The 20,314-nt window shown below is 62.8% G+C and carries 18 protein-coding genes; 15 read left to right on the top strand and 3 right to left on the bottom strand.

Annotated features, from left to right (window positions below):
* The first annotated feature begins 345 nt into the window (after positions 1-345).
* From FJ426_RS20135 to FJ426_RS20065, 15 genes are all read left to right on the top strand, one after another.
* The gene (locus FJ426_RS20135) at positions 346-2,835 is read left to right on the top strand and encodes a mechanosensitive ion channel family protein (protein ID WP_140559603.1); all 2,490 of its coding nucleotides are present in this window, start codon (positions 346-348) and stop codon (positions 2,833-2,835) included.
* A 152-nt stretch (positions 2,836-2,987) separates the two neighbouring features.
* The gene (locus FJ426_RS20130; RefSeq protein ID WP_140495629.1) at positions 2,988-3,251 is read left to right on the top strand and encodes a hypothetical protein; all 264 of its coding nucleotides are present in this window, start codon (positions 2,988-2,990) and stop codon (positions 3,249-3,251) included.
* 206 nt (positions 3,252-3,457) lie between these two features.
* A complete protein-coding gene (locus FJ426_RS20125; RefSeq protein ID WP_140559604.1) occupies positions 3,458-4,891 on the top strand; it encodes a UbiA family prenyltransferase in 1,434 nt (477 codons plus the stop codon).
* Between the two features lie 2 nt (positions 4,892-4,893).
* Complete coding sequence (locus FJ426_RS20120; RefSeq protein WP_140559605.1) at positions 4,894-6,246, top strand: FAD-binding oxidoreductase; 1,353 nt, start codon at positions 4,894-4,896, stop codon at positions 6,244-6,246.
* Between the two features lie 123 nt (positions 6,247-6,369).
* Positions 6,370-6,819: an EamA family transporter gene (locus FJ426_RS20115; RefSeq protein ID WP_140559606.1), complete on the top strand. Its 450-nt coding sequence runs from the start codon at positions 6,370-6,372 to the stop codon at positions 6,817-6,819.
* Positions 6,816-7,823 carry an NAD(P)-dependent oxidoreductase gene (locus tag FJ426_RS20110; RefSeq protein ID WP_140559607.1) on the top strand — a complete coding sequence of 336 codons (1,008 nt, stop codon included), beginning with the start codon at positions 6,816-6,818 and terminating at the stop codon, positions 7,821-7,823. Before FJ426_RS20115 ends, FJ426_RS20110 begins: the two co-directional genes overlap by 4 nt.
* A gap of 104 nt (positions 7,824-7,927) precedes the next feature.
* Positions 7,928-9,358, top strand: coding sequence for an aspartate aminotransferase family protein (locus FJ426_RS20105; RefSeq protein ID WP_246675578.1), 1,431 nt, complete (start codon positions 7,928-7,930; stop codon positions 9,356-9,358).
* 11 nt (positions 9,359-9,369) lie between these two features.
* Positions 9,370-10,602, top strand: a complete 1,233-nt coding sequence (locus FJ426_RS20100; RefSeq protein ID WP_140825514.1) for a DUF2029 domain-containing protein — start codon at positions 9,370-9,372, stop codon at positions 10,600-10,602.
* Positions 10,599-11,357 (top strand): FkbM family methyltransferase, encoded by a 759-nt coding sequence (locus FJ426_RS20095; protein WP_140521114.1) that lies wholly within the window; start codon positions 10,599-10,601, stop codon positions 11,355-11,357. Before FJ426_RS20100 ends, FJ426_RS20095 begins: the two co-directional genes overlap by 4 nt.
* 148 nt (positions 11,358-11,505) lie before the next feature.
* Entirely contained in the window at positions 11,506-14,067 is a 2,562-nt protein-coding gene (locus FJ426_RS20090; protein ID WP_140559609.1) for an FAD-dependent oxidoreductase, read from the top strand.
* A 100-nt stretch (positions 14,068-14,167) separates the two neighbouring features.
* A complete protein-coding gene (locus FJ426_RS20085; RefSeq protein WP_140495637.1) occupies positions 14,168-15,013 on the top strand; it encodes a DUF1194 domain-containing protein in 846 nt (281 codons plus the stop codon).
* A gap of 210 nt (positions 15,014-15,223) precedes the next feature.
* A complete protein-coding gene (locus FJ426_RS20080; protein ID WP_140495638.1) occupies positions 15,224-15,568 on the top strand; it encodes a peptidase inhibitor family I36 protein in 345 nt (114 codons plus the stop codon).
* Between the two features lie 140 nt (positions 15,569-15,708).
* A complete protein-coding gene (locus tag FJ426_RS20075; protein WP_140516347.1) occupies positions 15,709-16,653 on the top strand; it encodes an ABC transporter substrate-binding protein in 945 nt (314 codons plus the stop codon).
* Between the two features lie 62 nt (positions 16,654-16,715).
* Positions 16,716-17,492, top strand: coding sequence for an ABC transporter permease (locus FJ426_RS20070; protein WP_140495640.1), 777 nt, complete (start codon positions 16,716-16,718; stop codon positions 17,490-17,492).
* Positions 17,489-18,274: an ABC transporter ATP-binding protein gene (locus FJ426_RS20065; protein WP_140559610.1), complete on the top strand. Its 786-nt coding sequence runs from the start codon at positions 17,489-17,491 to the stop codon at positions 18,272-18,274. Before FJ426_RS20070 ends, FJ426_RS20065 begins: the two co-directional genes overlap by 4 nt.
* A 9-nt stretch (positions 18,275-18,283) precedes the next feature.
* Here FJ426_RS20065 and FJ426_RS20060 read toward each other — a convergent pair whose 3' ends face one another.
* The 3 genes from FJ426_RS20060 to FJ426_RS20050 form a co-directional block, all read right to left on the bottom strand.
* Complete coding sequence (locus FJ426_RS20060; protein ID WP_140495642.1) at positions 18,284-19,285, bottom strand: GlxA family transcriptional regulator; 1,002 nt, start codon at positions 19,283-19,285, stop codon at positions 18,284-18,286.
* 272 nt (positions 19,286-19,557) lie between these two features.
* The gene (locus FJ426_RS32065; RefSeq protein ID WP_127853696.1) at positions 19,558-19,692 is read right to left on the bottom strand and encodes a hypothetical protein; all 135 of its coding nucleotides are present in this window, start codon (positions 19,690-19,692) and stop codon (positions 19,558-19,560) included.
* Between the two features lie 358 nt (positions 19,693-20,050).
* On the bottom strand, positions 20,051-20,236 hold the full coding sequence (locus tag FJ426_RS20050) for a hypothetical protein (RefSeq protein WP_140495643.1): 186 nt from the start codon (positions 20,234-20,236) through the stop codon (positions 20,051-20,053).
* Positions 20,237-20,314 lie beyond the last annotated feature (78 nt).

Genomic DNA, 20,314 nt, shown 5'->3' with positions numbered 1-20,314 from the left:
CAGATCAGCGCAGGTGCGGTCGGATCAGGGGACGAGTCCGGGTGACGGGGTCCTTCGCCGGCGCGCTGTTGATGGAGCATTGAACGAAAAAACCCGCCTGTGCGGCGGGTCGTTGGCGCAACTCAGCACCATGACTGAATATCTACCATAGCTGCCTTCACCCAGTCAAGAAAAAATTCCTATCATAAAGCTGCCGGCACAACGGGACTGGCGGTCGTCAGGTCTTTGTTGCCCCGAGTTCGGAGCCCTGGCGGTCGGATGCGACGGCTTGCCCCATGATATGGCCGTCTTTATCAAGGACAGGCAAATTCAATTGCCATTGCCGCCTTGAGTCGCCAACAAATCATGTTTTTCAAATTGCTTCGTCTCGTCTTGATGTTCGCGCTTGTCGTTTCGGCGCCGCTTTCGTTCGATGCGTCGGCGCAAGGGCTTGGCCAGGCGCCTGCCGGACTGGTCGCCGACCAGCAGAAAATCCTTCAGGACCTGACGACCAAGACCGATAATTTCGACAAGAAGATCCAGCAGGACGGCGACGACGACGCCACTCTCGTCGATATCCGCCTGCAACTCGAGGAACTGTCGCGGCAATCGCTGAACAGCGCGCTGGCCTTCCGCACCCGCCTTAGCGAGATCAACAGCCGGCTCGAGCAGCTTGGCCCGGCACCCGCCGCAGGCCAGCCGCCGGAACCCGACATCGTCAGCACCGAGCGCCAGGCGCTGGTCTCCGAAAAGGCCGAGATCAACGCGGTCATCGCGCAGGCGCAGACGCTGTCGATCCGCATCAGCGGGATGATCGACAAGATCGGCAACATGCGCAGCGCGCTTTTCCGCAATCTCCTGACCAAGCGCTATGTGCTGTCGGATGCGCTGAGCCCACAGGTCTTTTCCGACGCCCGCGACGAGTTCGGCAATTTCTACAAGGCGGTCTCGTCCTGGCTGAGCTTCGCCTTCAGGTTCAAGTTCCAGGCCATTCTGGCGGCAACCTTCGTGGCGCTCGGGCTGGCCTTGGTGCTTCTGGTCGGCGGCAGGCGGTTGTTTGGACGGGTGTTCGAAGCCGATCCGTCCAATGAGGACCCGTCCTATCTCAGCCGCCTGTCGGTGGCCTTCTGGTCGACATTGCTGCCGACGCTGGCAGTCGGCGCCTTTCTTGGGTCGACGATTTTCTTTTTCAACTATTACAACGTTTTGCGCGGCGACATTGGCCTTTTCCTCAACGCGCTGGCGACGGTCATCGGGGTGGTGTTCTGCGTCAATCGGCTGGCCAATGCGGCGCTCGAGCCGAGGCTGCCGAACTGGCGCCTGATCCCGGTCGAATCCGGCCCGGCGCGCTGGCTGGTGCGCCTGACTACCGCCATGGCCGTGGTCATCAGCGTCAACACCTTCCTGTCCGTCATCAACGACAAGATGGGATCGCCGCTGTCGCTGACGATCGCGCGCAGTTTCGTGGCCACCATCGTCGTCGGCATCATCCTGATCCTGATGGCGATGCTGCGGCCGTTCAAGGCCCGTGACGGCAGCTGGCGGCCTTGGCCGGCATGGCTGCGCTACCTGGCTCTGGCTCTGGGGCTCTTCACCATCATAGCCGCCTTGTTTGGCTATATCGGCCTTGCGCTGTTCGTGTCGCTGCAGGTGGTGGTCACCGGCACGACGCTCGTCACCGCTTATATCGGCTTCCTGTCGGCACAGGCGATCGGCGACGAGGGCGCCTTCGCCAATACGTCGGTCGGGCGCTGGCTGTCGGCCAATTCCAGCTACGAGGACACCGCGCTCGACCAGCTCGGCCTTGTGGTCAGCGTGGCCATCAATGTGATGATCGTGCTGGTCTTCCTGCCGCTGATCCTGTTGATGTGGGGCTTCCAACTGGGCGACATCCAGGCCTGGGCGTACAAACTGGCGACCGGGATTAATATCGGTTCGGTGACGATTTCGGTCACCGGCATCCTGTCGGGCATCGTCGTCTTCATCATCGGCTATTTCCTGACGCGCTGGTTCCAGGGCTGGCTCGACGGTTCGGTGATGGCGCGCGGCAAGGTCGACACGGGCGTGCGCAACTCGATCCGGCTGGCCGTCGGCTATGCCGGCGTGGCACTTGCGGCACTGATCGGCATCTCGGCGGCGGGCATCGATCTGTCCAGCCTGGCGCTGGTCGCCGGCGCGCTTTCCCTCGGCATCGGCTTTGGCCTGCAGAACGTGGTGTCGAACTTCGTCTCGGGCCTGATCCTGCTGGCCGAGCGGCCGTTCAAGGTCGGCGACTGGATCGTCGCCGGCGACATCAGCGGCACCGTCAAGAAGATCAGCGTGCGCGCCACCGAGATCGAGACCTTCCAGCGGCAGTCGGTGATCCTGCCCAATTCGAACCTGATCAACAACGCCGTCGGCAACTGGACGCACCGCAACAAGCTCGGCCGCATCGACATCAAGGTCGGCGTCGCCTATGGCAGCGACGTCAAGCAGGTGCACGCCGTTCTGCTCGAGATCGCCCGCGGTCATCCGCTGGTGCTGAAGAACCCCGAACCCTTCGTCCTGTTTTCCAATTTCGGGCCTGCCGCGCTGGAATTCGAGATCCGCCTGTTCCTGGCGGATGTGATGAACGGCAATATCGTGCAGAACGACATCCGCTTCACCGTGCTGGAAACATTCAGCGATCAGCATATCGAGATACCCTCGACGCCACGCGCCGTCGTCGAGCCCAAGCATGCGAAGGCCTGGCCGACCGACGACGACAAGATCGAGGCCGATTTCGCCGAGCAGGAACGAGCAAAGGCGGAGGCCGCGGCCGGGGCCAAACGTCTCTCCAAATCAGGACGCAAGGCGAAGAAGCCTGATCCGGATTAGATCGGCGGTCGTAAGGTTCAGGCCATCAAACCAATTGCGGCATGAATGCGGCATTCAGTTGCGGTTCAGCTTCCATCTCATATAAGCTCCCATGCAAAGGCGAGAATGCCTTGCGAAATGCAACAGAGGCGGTGGGAACACCGATATTGCACATGTGGAAGTCTCTCGTCGCTGCCGTCGCCTTGCTCGCCGTGAGCGGGTCGGCCCATTCCGCCAGCGCGGTCAACAAGGACGCCGAGACCCGCACGCTGATCGTGACGGAAGGCGGCAGCAAGACCGACCTGGCGCTGGCCGCCGGCGAAACCGTGGAATTCTGCCCGAATGGCTGCTTCGTCACCTTGCCCAATGGCGATCTCGAAGCCCTGACCGGCTCGGAAACGGTCGAGATCTCGGGCGGCATCGCCCGCATCAAGTAATTTTTGTCCACATCTCTTGAGAGGCCGGACATTTGCCCGGCCTTTTATTGTTTCCGGTAGCGGTTGTTTAACAATGACACGGGAAATACCGCGGTGACAGCCGCCCACAACCCGGCGTTTTAACGTTCGTTACGCCGTCTCCCCGCTATACGTCTTGTGAAGACGCCGACAAACGGCGCGACGGGTTCGAGGCAGGGCAGGACGACATGGACGCGCGGTCCGACGGAAACGCAATACCGCTTGCGGTCGATCTCGACGGCACGCTGATCGCGACCGACCTGCTATGGGAAGGACTGTTCATCCTTCTCAAGAAGAACCCGCTCTACATTTTCCTCGTGCCTTTCTGGGCCGCCGCCGGGCCGGCCCGGCTGAAGCAAGCCATCGCCCAGCGCGTCGATATCGATCCCGCGTCGCTGCCTTACCGCGCGCCATTGCTCGACCGCATCCGGGCCGAGCATGCCGAAGGCCGCAAGATCGTGCTGGCGACAGGCACGCCGCGCAAATTCGCCGACGCCATCGCTCGCCATCTCGGTGTCTTCGAGAGGGTGCTGGCGACGGACGGGGTCGACAATCTGACTTCCGGCAAGAAGCGTGCCTCGCTCGTCGCGGCCTATGGCGATGGCGGCTTCGACTATGCCGGCAACAGCCGCCATGATCTCAAGGTTTTCGATGCGGCACGCAGCGCGATCGTGGTGGCGCCGGACCGCCACGCCGCGCGCTGGCAGGCGGCGCATGGCGCCGAAACCATGTCGGCGCCGAAACCGACATTGCGGACCATCGTCAAAATGCTGCGCGTGCATCAGTGGCTGAAGAATTCGCTGATCGCGGTGCCGATGGTGCTGTCGCACGAATATTTCAACGCCGGCATGATCTGGGAGTGCGTGCTGGCGTTCATCTCGTTCAGCGCGGTGGCGTCGGCCATCTATATCCTCAACGATTTCTTCGACCTGGCGCTCGATCGCAAGCATGCCACCAAGCGTCACAGGCCATTCGCCAGCGGCGCGCTCTCCATCCCGTTCGGGATCGGCGCGATCGCGGTGCTGCTGGCGATCGGCATCGGCACAGGACTGTTTCTGGCGCCCGAATTCCTCGCCGTGCTCGGCGGCTACATGGCTGTCACCACGGCTTACTCGCTGTCATTCAAGCGCATGCTGCTGGTCGATGTGCTGACGCTGGCCGGCCTCTACACGATCCGCGTTCTGGCGGGCGCGGCCGCGACCGGCGTCGAGGTTTCGTTCTGGCTGCTCGCCTTCTCGATCTTCTTCTTCCTGTCGCTGGCGCTGGTGAAGCGCTTCGTCGAATTGCGCACCACGGCCATTCTACCCGGCGAGCGCATTGCCGGGCGCGGATATCGCACCGAGGACCAGGAGATCGTCGCCCAGGCTGGCATGGCTTCGGCCTTCTCCTCGGCACTGGTGCTGGCGCTCTACATGGACAGTGTCGCGGTGCGTGAGCTCTACCCGCATCCCTGGCTGATCTGGCCGCTGCCGCCGATCGTGCTTTATCTCACCATGCGGGTCTGGATCCTGGCGCGTCGCGATGAGATGCATGACGATCCGGTCGTGTTCATCATCCGCGACTGGCGCAGCCAGATCGTGGTGCTGATCGGCGCCGTGCTGCTGGTGATCGGGGGCTGGTAGACATGGCCGGCGAGCGCTTCGACAGCTTCGGGCGCGCGACGCCGCCCGCACCGCGCGCCATCGGCATCGATGACGCTATCGTGCTGCTGAAGGGCGGTCAGGCCAGGCACGCCTCGCTGCTTGCCTATGGCAATGGCAGATCCTACGGCGATTCCTGCCAGAACGAGGCCGGTGCCGTCGTCGACATGCGGCCGCTGAACCGCATCCGCGCCTTCAATGCCGAGACTGGCCTTCTCGAAGCGGATGCGGGCGTGCTTCTGTCCGACATCATTGCCCACGCCGCGCCCTACGGCTTCTTCCCGGCAGTCGTTCCGGGCACGCAGTTCGTCACGCTCGGCGGCGCCATTGCCAACGACGTCCACGGCAAGAACCATCACCGGCGCGGCACGTTCGGCTGCCATGTCGAAAGTTTCACACTGCTGCGGTCCAATGGAAGGACCTACCGCTGCTCCGCGACAGACAATCCGCGGTTGTTCCGGGCGACGATCGGCGGCATGGGGCTGACAGGCCTGATCCTGTCGGCCTCGATCCGGTTGATGCGGGTGCATTCCCTCGACCTCATCGAGAAGGTGACGCCGTTTCGCGACCTGGGCGAATTTTTCGAGCTGGCCGAGGCGGCGGACCAGGCCAATGAATATGCGGTCGCCTGGATCGATCAACTCGCCGGCGGCCGGCGCAGCGGGCGCGGCCTGCTGTTCACGGGCAACCACGCCGAGCATGGCTCGCATACCGCCGCGCGCGCCGGCAGCAATTTCGCGGTGCCGTTCCAGCCGCCGTTCAATGTGCTCAGCCGACCGTTCCTGAGCGCCTTCAATGCGGCCTACCGATGGAGGAAGGGCCGCTCCGCCGCGCCGCGCCAGGTCGGCTACCAGGGCTTCTTCTTCCCGCTGGACGGCGTGCGCGATTGGAACCGGCTTTACGGTCCGAACGGGCTGTTCCAGCACCAGAGCGTTGTGCCGGAAGAAGCCGCGCGTGAAGCGGTGCCGATGCTGCTCGCGGCTGCCAGGCGGGCCGGGCAGGGCTCGTTCCTCACTGTTCTGAAACGCTTCGGCGGCGTCCGATCCCCGGCGCTGCTCTCCTTCCCGCGACCTGGCTACACGCTGACGCTGGATTTCCCCAACAGGGGAGCCGCGACCCTGGCGTTGCTGGACGAACTCGACCGCATCGCCATCGGAGCCGGCGGGGCAGTCAACCCCTACAAGGATGCGCGTATGAGCGCCGCGACCTTCGCCGCGTCCTTTCCGGAGTGGTCGCGGCTGGAGGCGCAGCGCGACCCGGCCTTCATGTCCGGCTTCTGGGCGCGCACAGCCAAAAACATCGACCTGCGAAGACGGGGTGCCGAGGCCGCCGAATAGATAAAATTGAAATGGATCGTGGTTAGCGATCGGTTAACGAGAAGATTTACTCAAAACGTCCTTGTGAGTTCACGAAATCTTTTCGGGTTTGTAATAGAAAGCGTCACGGGTGGGTGAGCGGACATGAAATATATCGTCTTCATTCTCTTTACGGTCATGACCAATGCGGCCGCGCAGCTGATGCTGAAGCAAGGCATGATGTCGCTTGGGCCGATCTCGTTCGAAGGCGCCAACCCGCTTATCAAGCTGTTGCAGATCGTCTTCAGCCCCTGGGTGTTCCTCGGCCTGTGCACCTTCGTCATTTCCATGGCCTCGCATCTCTACGTGCTGTCCAAGGTCGAGCTTTCCTTTGCCTATCCCTTCCTTAGCCTCGCCTATGTCGCCGTCGCGGTCTTCGCCTATTTCGTCTTCCGCGAGGACCTCAATGGCTGGCGCATCGCGGGTATCGCCTGCATTTGCGTGGGCACGGTGCTGATCGCCCAAAGCGGCCGAGACTTGGGTGTCCGCGGGCATGACGAGCAGACCGTTTCCATCACTCCCGGCAAGATCGGCACCAGCGAGATAGTTCGATGAGACATGTGATTTTCGGCGGCGACGGCTTTGTCGGTCGCCACCTTGCCCCGAAGCTCGTGGCGGATGGCGAGGAGGTTGTCGTCGCCGACATCGTCAAGAGCGACCTGGCGCATTATCGCAACGCCGGCTTCATCCATTGCAACGTGACCGATCCAGCATCGGTGGCGGCGGTTGGGCTAAAGGCCGACGACATGATCTACAATCTGTCGGCAAAGATGCTGTCGCCGATCCAGGTGCGCGCCAAGCGGCACGATTTCTTCTTTCCGGTCAATTTCCATGGCACCGAGCATATCATGCAGGCGATGGACAAGGCCGGCGCGCCCAGGCTCGTGCATTACACGACCGACATGATCTACGGCCATACAGTCACCTTCCCGATGACCGAGGAACATCCGGTCGCGCCGCTCGGCGAATATGGCTGGTCGAAGCAGAAGACCGAGGAACTGGCCGCCGAATGGCGCAAGCGCGGCATGTCGATCTCGCTGTTTCGTCCGCGCCTGATCATCGGTCCCGGCCGCCTCGGCATCCTTGAAAAACTGTTCAAGCTGATCGACTGGAACCTTCCAGTGCCGATGATCGGCTCGGGCCGGAATCCATACCAGTTCATTTCTGTTTTCGATTGTGCGGAAGCTGCCCGCGCGGCCTGGAAAGCCGGCGTACCAAACGAGGCCTATAATCTGGGTTCGCTCAACCCGCCGCCGGTCAGGAAATTGCTCGGCGACCTGATCAGGCATGCCGGTTCGAAATCGATCCTGATCCCGACACCGGGCTGGGCGGTGAAGCGCACGCTGGACCTGCTCGACCTGATGAACCTGCCGATCATGGATCCGGAGCAATATCTGATCGCCGACGAGGAGTGCGTGCTCGACGTTTCCAAAGCGGGACGCCAGCTTGGCTGGGTGCCGCAACATCGCGACGAGGACATGCTGATCGCCGCCTACAGTGAATACCGCGCCAGGAAGGCCGGCCACGCCGTCGCCACCAAACATGTGCCCGCCGAATAGCAGCCCGCCAACAGTTTCATTTGCGCACGATCCCCGATCCTGCGCGCGGACAGGAGATTGAAATGACCGTCATGGCCAAGCCCGATCAGGCGAGCGCGCGCACCATGATCAGCGCGCCGGCGCTGTCGCCAACCACCATCGCCAAACCTGACCTGATCAGCGTCGAGCAGGCGAAGGCGATGGACGTCGCTGCAATGACGGACCTGTTCAAGGCGCATCTCAACCCGGGCCAGCTGCATTTCATGAAGCTGCTCGGCTTCCACAAGATCAAGATCGAGCGTGCCGAAGGTATGTTCTACATCGACCAGAACGGCCGCAAGATCCTGGATTTCTTCGGCGGCTTCGGTTCGCTGGCCTTCGGCCACAACCATCCGCGCATCCTCGAAGCGCGGAAAAAATTCCAGGAGGAGAAGCGCCAGGAGATCGCCATCGCCTTCATGTCGCAATATGCGGCCGCGTTGGCCCACAACATCGCCAAATGTTCGCCCGGCGATCTCGACATGGTGTTTCTGGGCTCGTCCGGCTCGGAAGCGATGGAAGCGGCGGTAAAACTCGCCGAGCGTGCCGCCGGCCCGAAGCGGCCGAAAATCGTCTATGCCGAGAATTCCTTCCACGGCAAGACCAAGGGTGTGCTGGCGATCACCGACGGCCAGCTCTACCGCGCCGATTTCAAGGTGGCGGACAATGCGGTCCGGATTCCGTTCGCGGACATCGAAGCGGTCGAGCGCGCATTCCGCGCCGATCCCGAGATCGGCGTGATCGTGCTGGAAACCATCCAGGGCGGCGGCGGCATCATCCAGGCGCCCGCGGAATATTGGCGGAAGCTGCGCGCATTGTGCGATCAATACGGTGTGCTGTGGGTGGCCGACGAAGTGCAGTGCGGCTATGGCCGCTCCGGCCGCTTCTATGCCTTCGAACATTATGGCGTCGTTCCCGACGTGACGGCGCTCGCCAAGTCGCTCGGCGGCGGCAAGGCGGCGGTCGGCGCGATGGTCGCCAGGCGCGAGATCTATATGAAGGCCTACGGCACGCCGAAGACGGCGATGATCCATGCCATGGCGACTTTCGGCGGCATGGGCGAGGCCTGCGTCACCTCGATCGAAGCGCTCAACGTTCTCTATGACGAGGGCCTGATCGACAATGCCGCCGCTACCGGCGAGTACCTTTTGCAGCGCCTCCAGGCACTGAAGGACAAATACCCCAAGGTCATCAAGGACGTCCGCGGTAAGGGGCTCATGATCGGGCTCGAGTTCCATGATTTCTCGCAGACCTTGCCCACGGTGTTGCGGCCGGTGGTCAGCGTGCTTGACGACAAGCTGAAGGGCTCGCTGTCGGGTTTCGTCGGCGCGCTGCTGCTGCGTGACTATGACGTGCTCGTCGCCTTCACCGAGTACAACCGCAACGTCATCCGGCTCGAGCCGCCGCTGATCTGCCAGCGCGAGCATGTCGACCGGTTTGTCGATGCTTTCGACAGCCTTTTGTCGCGCGGCATTGTGGGAATCGTGAAGGATTTCGTCAAAAGCCAGGTTCGTTGAGCCCCACGACGATGCTGACCAAGTCGCCCACTCCGCAAAACCCGCTCGACCGGCTCACAGCGGCCGGCCTGGCGTGGGGTGAGGGGACCTATGCGCGGCTGGCGGCACCCATCGGCGCGGCGGCTTTCGCGCTCTACATCCTTTTGACGGCGCTGACGGCCTGGTTGATGCCCGATTCTAATTGGGACATGCTTCCCTATCTCGCCATATCAGAGGAAGGCACATACCCCGATGCGCAGGCGCTGCATGATTATGCCTACAACACCGTCAAGGCCGGGGTCTCGGCAGGTGACTACAAGACGCTAACCGATGATGGCGGCGGCTTCCGCAGCCACATGGCGGAGAATGCCGCCGACTTCCATTCGCTGCTCGGCATGTACCGGATCAAGTTCCTCTACGCCGAGATCCTGTCGACGCTGAGCGCGGCGATGTCGCCGGTCGAAGCGATGCGGCTGGTGCAGGTGGCCTCGGTGCTGCTGTTCGGCGCGATCACGCTGCTCTGGCTGCGCTCGGAAAAGGCCTTGGCGCTGGTGCCGGTGATCGGCGCGGTGTTGATCATGGCCGATTTCGGCGATGCGGCGCGCGCCTCGACGCCGGATCTGCTGACTTCGGCGCTGCTGCTCGGCGGGCTTTACGCCTATGTCAGGGGCCGCGAGGCGGCGACGGCGATCCTGCTCTTCCTCGCCTTCATGGTGCGGCCGGACAATATTGTCTTTCTTGCCGTTTTCGCCGTTCTGCTCATCGCCTTCCGGCAGCAGGCATGGGGTGCGCTGGTCGGTTTTGCGGCGTCCTTCGTCGCCTATTTCGCCATCTCGCACTGGGCGCATCATCCTGGCTGGTGGCCGCATCTGTGGTTCTCCAGCGTCGAGCAGCACTACAATATGGACGGGTTCGAGCCGCCGTTCTCCGTCGTTGCCTATCTCAAGGCATTTGCCGCATCGCTGCTGCGCGCCGTCAACCTGAACAGCTGGGTCGGCGTCTCGGTGCTGGCGCTGGCCGGCTGGTACGCGGTCGGCCGTGCCGGCTTCCGGATCAACCGACGCGCCGGCATTCTGTTCGCGGCGCTCGTGCTCGGCGCGCTGGCTAAATTCACCGTCTTCCCGATCCACGACACGCGCATCTATTTCCCGCATCTGGTCCCGCCATTCCTGCTGCTGGCCGCCCCTTTCATGGCGCTGTGGGCGACGATCGCCCGCGGCCAGCACCGCGCCGCCTTGCATGCCATTCCCGGAGACACGCCATGAGTTCGCTATCCAGCCTGACGCGCATCGCGCTGTCGCTTGGCCTTCCGGCTGGTTTGCTCGACCGCGGTCCGTCGCTGCGCGGCACGAAATTCCTGGCCGGGGCGGCACTGAAAGCGCGCTTCGGCGGGACAAGGCGGCCTTTCCAGATGGTCAATGTCGGTGCCTGCGACGGCGCCCTGTTCGACGACGTCACGCCGTGGCTGCATCGCATACCGGGCGCCCGTGCCCTGCTGGTCGAGCCGATCCCCTATAACCAGAAGCGCCTGCGCGCCAATTATCCCGATACCAGCCGCTTCATCATCGAGCCGGTTGCCGTCACGAAAATAAGGGGGACGATCACCGTCCACACCTTCGATGCCGCCGCGCTCGAGGCCGGCACGCTGCCGATCGAGTTCATCGGCTGCTCCTCGGTTACCGACACCAACCTGATGTCGGGCAAGAATGCCTGGGGCGAGGATGACGTGAATTTCAACAAATTCGCGCCCTATCTCAGGGACATCGAAGTGCCGTCCGAGACCTTGCAGACATTGCTCGACCGCAACGGCATCAGCCATATCGACGCCTTCCTCGTCGATTGCGAGGGCGCAGACTGGATGGTCTTCGAGCAACTCGATCTCCAACGCTACCGTCCGGGCATGATCAAGGTCGAGGTCGGCGCACTGCCCGCTCCGGAGATCGGCCAGGTCGTGGTCAAGCTCAAGACCGCCGGCTACCAGGTCGGTTTCCAGGCCGAGGACATCTGGGCCTTCGCCTGACGGCAGCGATTTTCCTGATCCAAATCGGGTCGCGACGCATTCGCGGCGTGTCGCAAACAGGCGGTAGCGCGCTCATCGTCGTCTGCATATTGTGCGCCGATCAGACGGGCGCCGACGCCGCCCGCAACAGCATCTGGAGTCGCGGGCAATGGCAGAGTTTCCGAACAAGGCGAAGGTCGTCATCATCGGCCTGGGTGGCATTGTCGGCGCGTCGATCGCCCATCACCTGATCGAACGCGGCTGGGACGACATTGTCGGTATCGACAAATCAGGCATCCCGACCGACATCGGCTCGACGGCGCACGCTTCCGACTTCTGCTACACCACCAGCCACGATTTCCTGTCCTGCTGGACGACGCTCTACTCCATCGATTTCTACGAGAAGATGGGCCACTACGCGCGCATCGGCGGTCTCGAAGTCGCGCGCGTCGGCGATGACGGCCGCATGGACGAAATCAAGCGCAAGATCGCTTCGGCCAAGGCTTTTGGCACGCGCGCCCGGCTGATCGAACCCGCCGAGATCAAGGAGAAATTCCCGCTCATCGAAGAGGCAATGGTGCAGGGCGGCCTGTGGGATCCCGACGCCGGCCTGGTCATCCCGCGCTCGCAGACGGTCGCCGGCAAGCTCGTCGACCAGGCGGAAGCCTCGGGCAAGCTCAAATCCTTCGCCAACACGCCGGCTCGGTCGCTCGTTGTCAAGGACGGCCGCATCAGCGCCGTGGTGACCGACCGCGGCACCATCGAGGCCGACTACGTCATCGTCTGCGCCGGCATCTGGGGGCGGCTGATCGCCGAGATGGTGGGCGAGGACCTGCCCGTCATGCCGATCGACCATCCGCTCACCTTCTTCGGGCCCTACAACGAGTTCGCCGGCACCGGCAAGGAGATCGGCTGGCCGCTGCTGCGCGACCAGGGCAATTCGGCCTATATGCGCGACACCGGTGATCCCAAGACCGCCGAGGGCGGGCAGATCGAGTGGGGTTATTACGAAGAGACCAATCCGCGCCTTTGCCATCCGCGCGACCTGCTCGAGAAGGACCAGGCCCGGCTTTCGCCTTCGCAGCGCGACCTCGACATGGAGCAGATCCTGGCGCCGCTGGAGCGCGCCATGGAACTGACGCCGATCCTGGGCGAACTCGGCTATAACGAAAGCCATTCCTTCAACGGCCTGCTGCAGGTGACGGCGGATGGCGGCCCGTCCATGGGCGAGAGCCAGAAGGTGAGGGGGCTGTGGTATGCCGTCGCCATCTGGGTCAAGGACGGCCCCGGCATGGGCAAGCTCATCGCCGACTGGATGACGGACGGCCGCACCTCGATCGACCATCACGCGATCGACTATGCGCGCTTCTATCCGCACCAGACCAAGGAGCAGTTCATCTGGGATCGCTGCACCGAGACGGCGATGAAGGTCTACAATCCTGCCGTGCATCCGCGCGAGCCCTTCTCCAAGGGCCGCAATATCAGGCGCTCGCCGTTCTGGGAGCGCGAGAAGGAACTCGGCGGCTATTTCATGGAGCTGGGCGGCTGGGAGCGCGCGCACGGCTATGCCGCCAACGAGCATCTTCTGGAGAAATACGCCAACCGGGTGCCGGTGCGCGAGAACGAATGGGACAACCGCCATTTCTGGCGCGTGTCCAATGCCGAGCATCTGGCGATGAGCGAAGACTGCGGCATCGTCAACCTGTCGCACTTTTCGATGTATGACATCGAGGGACGCGACCACGTCGCGCTGCTGGAGTGGCTGTGCGCGGCCAAGATCGGCGGCGACAACAATATCGGCAAGGGCATCTACACCCACTTCCTCGACGAGGAAGGCATGGTGCGCGCCGACTTCACGGTCATCCGCATGGCCGACCGCTGCCGTTTGATCGATGGCGCGGACGCCGGCCCGCGCGACTTCCAGTACATGCGCCGCACCGCGCAGGATAAAGGTTTCGATGTCACCATCACCGATGTGACGGAAAAATACGTCACCATCGGCATCTGGGGCCCGAACGCGCGAGCAACCCTGCAAAAGGTGGTCGAGAATCCCGAGGGCCTTGCGCTGGAGAATTTCCCGTTCGCCGCGATCAAGCCGATCCGGATCGCCGGCAAGGACGTCACCGCCTTCCGCATCTCCTATGTCGGCGAACAGGGATGGGAACTGCACATGCGCTACGAGGACGGCCTGGCCGTCTGGGATGCGCTGCGCTCGACCGGCGTCATGCCGTTCGGCGTCGAGACCTATGCCAATACGCGGCGCATGGAAAAGAGCCTGCGTTTGCAGAATGCCGATCTGCTCACCGAGTACAACCTGCTCGAGGCCGATCTTGCCCGCCCGAAAGTCAAGGAGAACGACTTCTGCGGCAAGGCCAAGCACCTGGAATACCGCGCCCGCGAGCACCAGCCGGCGATGCTGTGCACGCTGGTGATGACCGAAAACACCGATTCCAAGGGTGTGGCGCGTTATCCGGTGGGCACGATGCCGGTGCTGGACCCCGAGACCGGCGAGACGCTGGTCGACGAACTCGGCCGCCGTTCCTTCACCACGTCGGTCGCTTACGGCCCGACCATCGGCAAGAACATCGCGCTCGCCTATCTGCCATGGGCCTATGCCCAAGAGGGCCGCAAGCTGAAGGTGGAGTATTTCGGCGAGACCTATCCGGTCGAGGTCGCCGGGGTCGGCTACAAGCCGCTCTACGATCCGGAGAATTTGAAGCCGAGAAGCTAGGCAACCTCCCAGCAGGGCTCGTGAGCAAATTTTGATAAGCCCGGCGGCTATGGTCGGGCTTTTCTCTTTTTCGGCTGGCGATTCTGGCTTACCCTGCGGCATGTCTGCTTTTGCTCGCGCAAGACATCTGCTTTCAGGCGCCGCCGCCCTGGCGCTGATGCTGTGGCTGGCCCCGGTGTCGCTCGCGGACGAACCCGTCGACGTCGAACTGGTGCTGGCGGTCGACGTCTCGCTGTCCATGTCGGCGGACGAGCTCGAGATCCAGCGTCGCGGCTACGCTGCTGCATTGACGCACGATCATGTGCTGCAAGCCATCGCCGCTGGCGCTTATGGCAGGATCGCCGTTACTTATGTCGAATGGGCTGGCACCAACTCGCAGCACGTCATCGTGCCGTGGACGGTGATCTCCACTCGCGCCGACGCCGAGCAGGTGGTGGCGCGGCTGTCCGCCCAGCCTCCCAACAGCGCGCGGCGCACGTCTATCTCCGGCGCGCTGGAATTCGGCGCGGACCTTTTCGCCGAAAGTGGCTTTCAAGGGACGAAGCGGGTCATCGATATTTCCGGCGACGGCCCCAACAACCAGGGCGCGCCGGTCGATATCATCCGCGACGAGGTGGTCAAGCAAGGCATCGTCATAAACGGCTTGCCGCTGATGACCCGCGGCGGCTTCACCAGCGCCTACGATGTCAACGATCTCGACCGCTATTACAGCGACTGCGTCATTGGCGGTCCCGGAGCCTTCATGGTTCCGGTCAACGACTGGACGCAGTTTCCCGAAGCTATCCGCCGCAAGCTTGTGCTTGAACTCGCCGGCCCGGCCTCGCCGCGGCCGGTTGACCAGGCCGATCGTCCGCCGGTGGTGCTGGCGCAGGCCGAACAGGCCAGCGATTGCCTGGTCGGCGAAAAGATGTGGCGCAACCGCAATTGGATGCTCGATAGCCGCTGAGAAATTCCAGAAAAAGCGCATAGCGCCTTCCCGGTACGCGCGTAACGCTTTCCCTTTGGAATTGATTGAAAAAAATAGTCAAAGCGGTTCGGCGTTTCCGTGAAATGCCGAACTGTTCCAGGCTTGCCAGTCCGGCAGAAGCAGTGGCAAACTGGCCTTGCCGCGCCATCCGGCGGGCGGGGTGACGCGGTCAAACCGAGGAAACACCAGATGAGACGTCTAGCTATCCTGACTGCGGTCGCGTCCATGCTTTACGCCGACGGCGCCAGCGCCCAATACGACGATCAGGCCGCCTGCATCATGTTCGAAAATGGCAATTTTCGCGGACGGTCGATCGCGCTCGGGGCCGACGATTCGGTCAATTTTCGCGGCCGCGAGTTCTGGAACGACCGCGTGTCGTCGGTGATCGTTCGCCGAGGCTGCACTCTCGTTGCCTATGAGGATTCGCGCAGGGGAGGCCGATCGATCGAGATCAGGCGCAGGGTCCGCGATTTCGGCGGTAGCGACTGGAACGACCGAATCTCGTCCGCGGAGTGCTACTGCGACCAGTATTGACGAGAAGGTCCTCGGCCTTGCCGTTTTGTGGCGGCAAGGCGAACCTTCGTCGCCGACGATGTGGGCAAACACGGCCCTGTTCATTGACAGCCGGGCGGCGTCCGTGAACATTCCCCCAGAGAAAACAAAGGGGAACTGACATGAACAGGACCATTATCCTTACGCTGGCGCTTGCCGCCGGCTTGTCCGCGCCGGCGATGGCCGCCACATCGGTCACTATCGGCATCAGCGGCTGGACCGGCTTCGCGCCGCTAACGCTCGCCAAACAGGCGGGGCTCTTCGAGAAGCACGGCCTCGACGTGACCTTGAAGAAAGTGCCGCAGGCCAGCCGGCCGCTCGCCATCGCCAGCGGCGACCTGCAATGCGCCGCCACCACGGTCGAGACGTGGCAGGTGTGGAACGCCAGCGGCGTGACCACCAAGCAGATCTTCCAGCTCGACAAATCCTACGGCGCCGACGGCATCGTGGTGCGCAACGACATCAAGACCGTCGCCGACCTCAAGGGCAAGACTGTCGCGTCCTCGGCGCCGGGCACCTCGCCCTATTTCCTGCTGGCCTGGGTGCTGAACAAGAACGGCATGTCGACAAAGGATGTCACGGTCGTCAATCTCGAGCCGGACGCGGCGGCGCAGGCCTTCCTTGCCGGCCAGAACGACGCGGCCGTCACCTATGAGCCGTTCATCTCGGCGGTGCGCGACAAGGCCGACCAGGGCCACATATTGGCGACCACGCTCGATTACCCGATGGTGCTCGACACGGTCGGCTGCACGCCCGAATTCCTCAAAGCCAATCCGGACGCCGCCAAGGCGCTTGCCGACAGCTATTTCGACGCGCTCGACCTGATCAAGAAGGACCCGCAGAAATCCTACGGCATCATGGGCGCGGACGTGAAACAGTCGGCCAAGGAGTTCGAGGATTCGGCGAAGTACCTGAAATGGGCCGACCGGGCGGAGAACAAGCAGTTCTTCACCAAGGAGTTCCAGGATTTCTCCAAGACCGCCGGCGAGCTTCTGCTGCAGATGGGGCTGATCAAGGAAGCGCCTGACGTCTCCACGCTGGCCGATACCAGCGCCGTGGCGAACTGAGCGGCCGCTGTCTTGCGGCGGCGCCCCGCGCCGCCGTTTCGCTTCCACAAGGACCGTTGTAAATGCCGCGCCCCCTGCATCCGATCTCGCCGGGCACGCGAACCGTGCTCGGCATTTCCTTCTTCGTGCTGTTCGTCGTTTTCTGGGCGTGGATCACGCTTGGCGGCCACGTCAACCGCATCTTTCTCGCCGATCCGCTGTCGATGCTGCGGGATGGCTGGCGGCTGCTGGTCGAGGACCGGTTCTGGCTCGACATACTAATCACCATCTGGCGCGTCTTCGGCGGCTTTGTGCTGGCATCGGCCGTCGCCGTGCCGCTGGGCATAGCGATGGGCGCGTGGAAACCTGTCGAGGCGTTCCTGGAGCCGTTCGTCTCCTTCGCCCGCTACCTGCCGGCCTCGGCCTTCATTCCGCTGCTCATCCTTTGGGCCGGCATAGGCGAACTGGAGAAGCTGCTGGTCATCTTCGTCGGCTCCGTGTTCCAGATCATCCTGATCATCGCGGTAAAGGTCGGCTCAACGCGCCGCGATCTCGTCGAGGCGGCCTACACGCTCGGCTCCACGGACAACGGCATCGTCAAGCGTGTAATCATGCCCGCCAATGCGCCCGAGATCGCCGAGACGCTGCGGCTGGTGCTCGGCTGGGCTTGGACCTATGTCATCGTCGCTGAACTGATCGGCTCGTCGTCGGGCATCGGCTACATGATCATCAACAGCCAGTCGCGACTGGCAACCGGCCAGATCATCTTCGGCATCATCGTCATCGGGCTGATCGGGCTGTTGTCCGATCTTGCCTTCAAGGCGCTTAATCGCTGGCTCTTCCCATGGAGCCTGGCATGAGCAAGCTTCTCATCGAGGGCGTCTCGCGCACGTTCGCCGGCGTGCGCGGCGGCTCACCGGTCCAGGCGCTGATGCCTGTCGACCTGGCGGTCGCGGCCAATGATTTCATCACCATCCTGGGACCTTCGGGATGCGGGAAGTCGACGCTCTTGCGCATCGTCGCCGGGCTGGAGGCGCCGAGCGAAGGGCGCGTGCTGCTCGACGGCAAAGCGGTGATCCGGCCGGGGCCGGATCGCGGCATGGTCTTCCAGTCCTATACGCTGTTCCCATGGCTGACGGTCGCCGAAAACATCGCCTTCGGCCTGCGCGAACGCGGCATGGCCGAGCGGGAGAGGGGCGAAATCGTCGCCTCCTATATCGACCTCGTCGGGCTGAAGGGCTTCGAGAACCACTGGCCGAAGCAACTTTCCGGCGGCATGCAGCAGCGCACGGCGATCGCCAGGGCGCTGGCCAATGACCCCGCGATCCTTTTGCTGGACGAGCCGTTCGGCGCGCTCGACAACCAGACGCGCGGGCTGATGCAGGAGTTGCTGCTCGGCATCTGGGAACGGCGCAAGAAGACGGTTCTGTTCGTCACCCACGACATCGAGGAGGCGATCTTCATGGCATCGCGCGTGGTGGTGATGACGGCCAGGCCCGGCCGGATCAAGTCGGACGTCGCCATCGACCTGCCGCACCCGCGCCACTACACGCTGAAGACCAGTCCGGAATTCTCCGTGTTGAAGGCGCGGCTGACCGAGGACATACGTGTCGAGGCGATGCGGTCGGCAGAGGCGCTCTGAGGCGCGCCTCTATGCCGCCAGCAGCTGCTTGCGGTCGACGCGTTCCTGCTGCGGCGAGCGGGCGTAGAGCTCGCGGTAGCATTTCGAGAAATGCGAGGCCGAAACGAAGCCGCAGGCGACCGCCACCTCGACCACCGGCATCGAGGACTGGATCAAGAGATGCCTTGCACGGTCGAGGCGGATTTCGAGATAATAGCGGGCCGGCGAGCGTCCCATCTCGGTGCGGAACAGCCGCTCGATCTGGCGACGCGACAGGTCGACATGGTCGGCGATCTCGATCAGCGACAGCGGCTCCGACAGATTGCCTTCCATCAGTTCGATGATGGTCAGCACTTTCGAGTTCTGTACGCCGAGCCGGGCGCGCAGCGGCAGGCGCTGGCGGTCGGTGGGGCTGCGCACACGGTCGGTCAGCACCTGTTCGCAGACGCGGTTGACGAGATTCTCGTCGAAATCGTCGCCGATCAGCTTCAGCATCATGTCGAGCGCGGCGGTGCCGCCGGCGCAGGTGTAGATGTTCTGGTCGATCTCGAACAGGTCGGCAAAGACATTGGCCTTCGGGAATGCCTCGGAGAAGCCCGGCAGGTTCTCCCAATGGATGGCGCAGCGCTTGTTGGACAACAGGCCGGCAGCGGCCAGAACATGCGCTCCGGTGCACAGGCCGCCGACGGAGACGCCACGATTGTATTCCTCGCGCAGCCATGCGAAAGCGGACTTGTTCTGATAGCGCTCGACATTGGTGCCGCTACAGACGATGGCCATGTTGGGGCGATCCGGCCCTCCCATTTTCCTGCGCTCCTCCTCCAGCGAGGTGTTGACCGCGCATTCGACACCGTTCGAAGCGCGCACCGGCTTGCCGTCGATGCTGGCGAGGCGCCATCGATAGGCCTCGTAGCCGAGCATGCGATTGGCCGAGCGCAGCGGGTCGAGCGCCGTCGCAAACGCGATCATGGTGAAGTCGGGAATGAGAAAAAATACAAACGATCGCTTGATCGGATGCTTAACGGCGTTCACGGGAACCTCACGCAGCCATGGCGCGAACAGAATGTCGCGAATAGCATAGCGACAACAGGAAAAACCATCCTTGTCAATCGGCTAAGGAGCTTTAGCAAGATTTAATTTGCGACATGGGTCGCAAATGGGCAATCGTGTTGCGATGCCGCGCAGCCGCGGCGCCGTCCATGATGGAAGCGCCGTCAGGGGTGTGCAAACAAACGCCGCCTCGGCGGAACCGGGCGGCGTCATCTATTCAGGCAGCGCGAAGGAGCGCTGCCTGCGGGATCGGTTCAGGCGACGAAACCGAGGCGTGCGGCAGCCATGGCGCCGGTCTGGCCGGGCATGGTGTTGGCAAGGCGCTGGCGCTCGAGGGCCGTGGTCAGGTTCATTTCGCGGCGAGGGAAAAGGCGGGCAAAAAGCTTCATGTTCATCTCCAATCGGTTGCTCAGACGGGTCGCCTTCGCTTGATGGAGTGGGGCAGCTCGTTTGCTGGCGTGGATATAGGCTTGTGTAAGTAAAAACTAAATCGCAAAAGCGAAGCACTTCATATGAAAAGCGACACGCAAGGCGGGAGCCTTTGTAGGCACTCCCGGATTTTTCGTTAGCTTACAAAGCGTTAGCTCAAAACCCAGCCGCTATGCGGCTTGTTCATATGCGCCATGCAGCGGCAGCATGGCTCCGAAATTCATGTGAACGCAAATAAAACGGCAAAACAGGTCGGTAAAACAAGAAGACCTGCCCGGCGGTTTGCGCGGCAGGCCTTCAATGCATGATACACACGGTTTACTTTGCTCCAGCCCAGGATCCGACGCCGGCGCGTATGCCGGCCTTCGTGTCGGCCGCTTCAGGCCAGCCAATATCCTTCTGCAGCTCGATCGGCAGGGAGCGGATGGCGCGTTCGGTCTGGTAGCGGGCGCGGGCCGCGCTGAATTCGGTCGCAAGCCGACCGATGGATGACAGGATAGACATTTCGATCTCCTCGTGTCGGGGCGGAAGTGCCCGGCAATGCCTTACGTCAGGTCTGTATCAGCTTCATTGCATGTCGAA

It is taken from the genome of Mesorhizobium sp. B2-6-4, from assembly GCF_006441495.1.
In the GTDB taxonomy this organism is placed as follows: Bacteria; Pseudomonadota; Alphaproteobacteria; order Rhizobiales; family Rhizobiaceae; genus Mesorhizobium.
The sequence above is the reverse complement of the archived record's forward strand: the minus strand, read 5'-3'. Positions and strand labels throughout refer to the sequence as shown.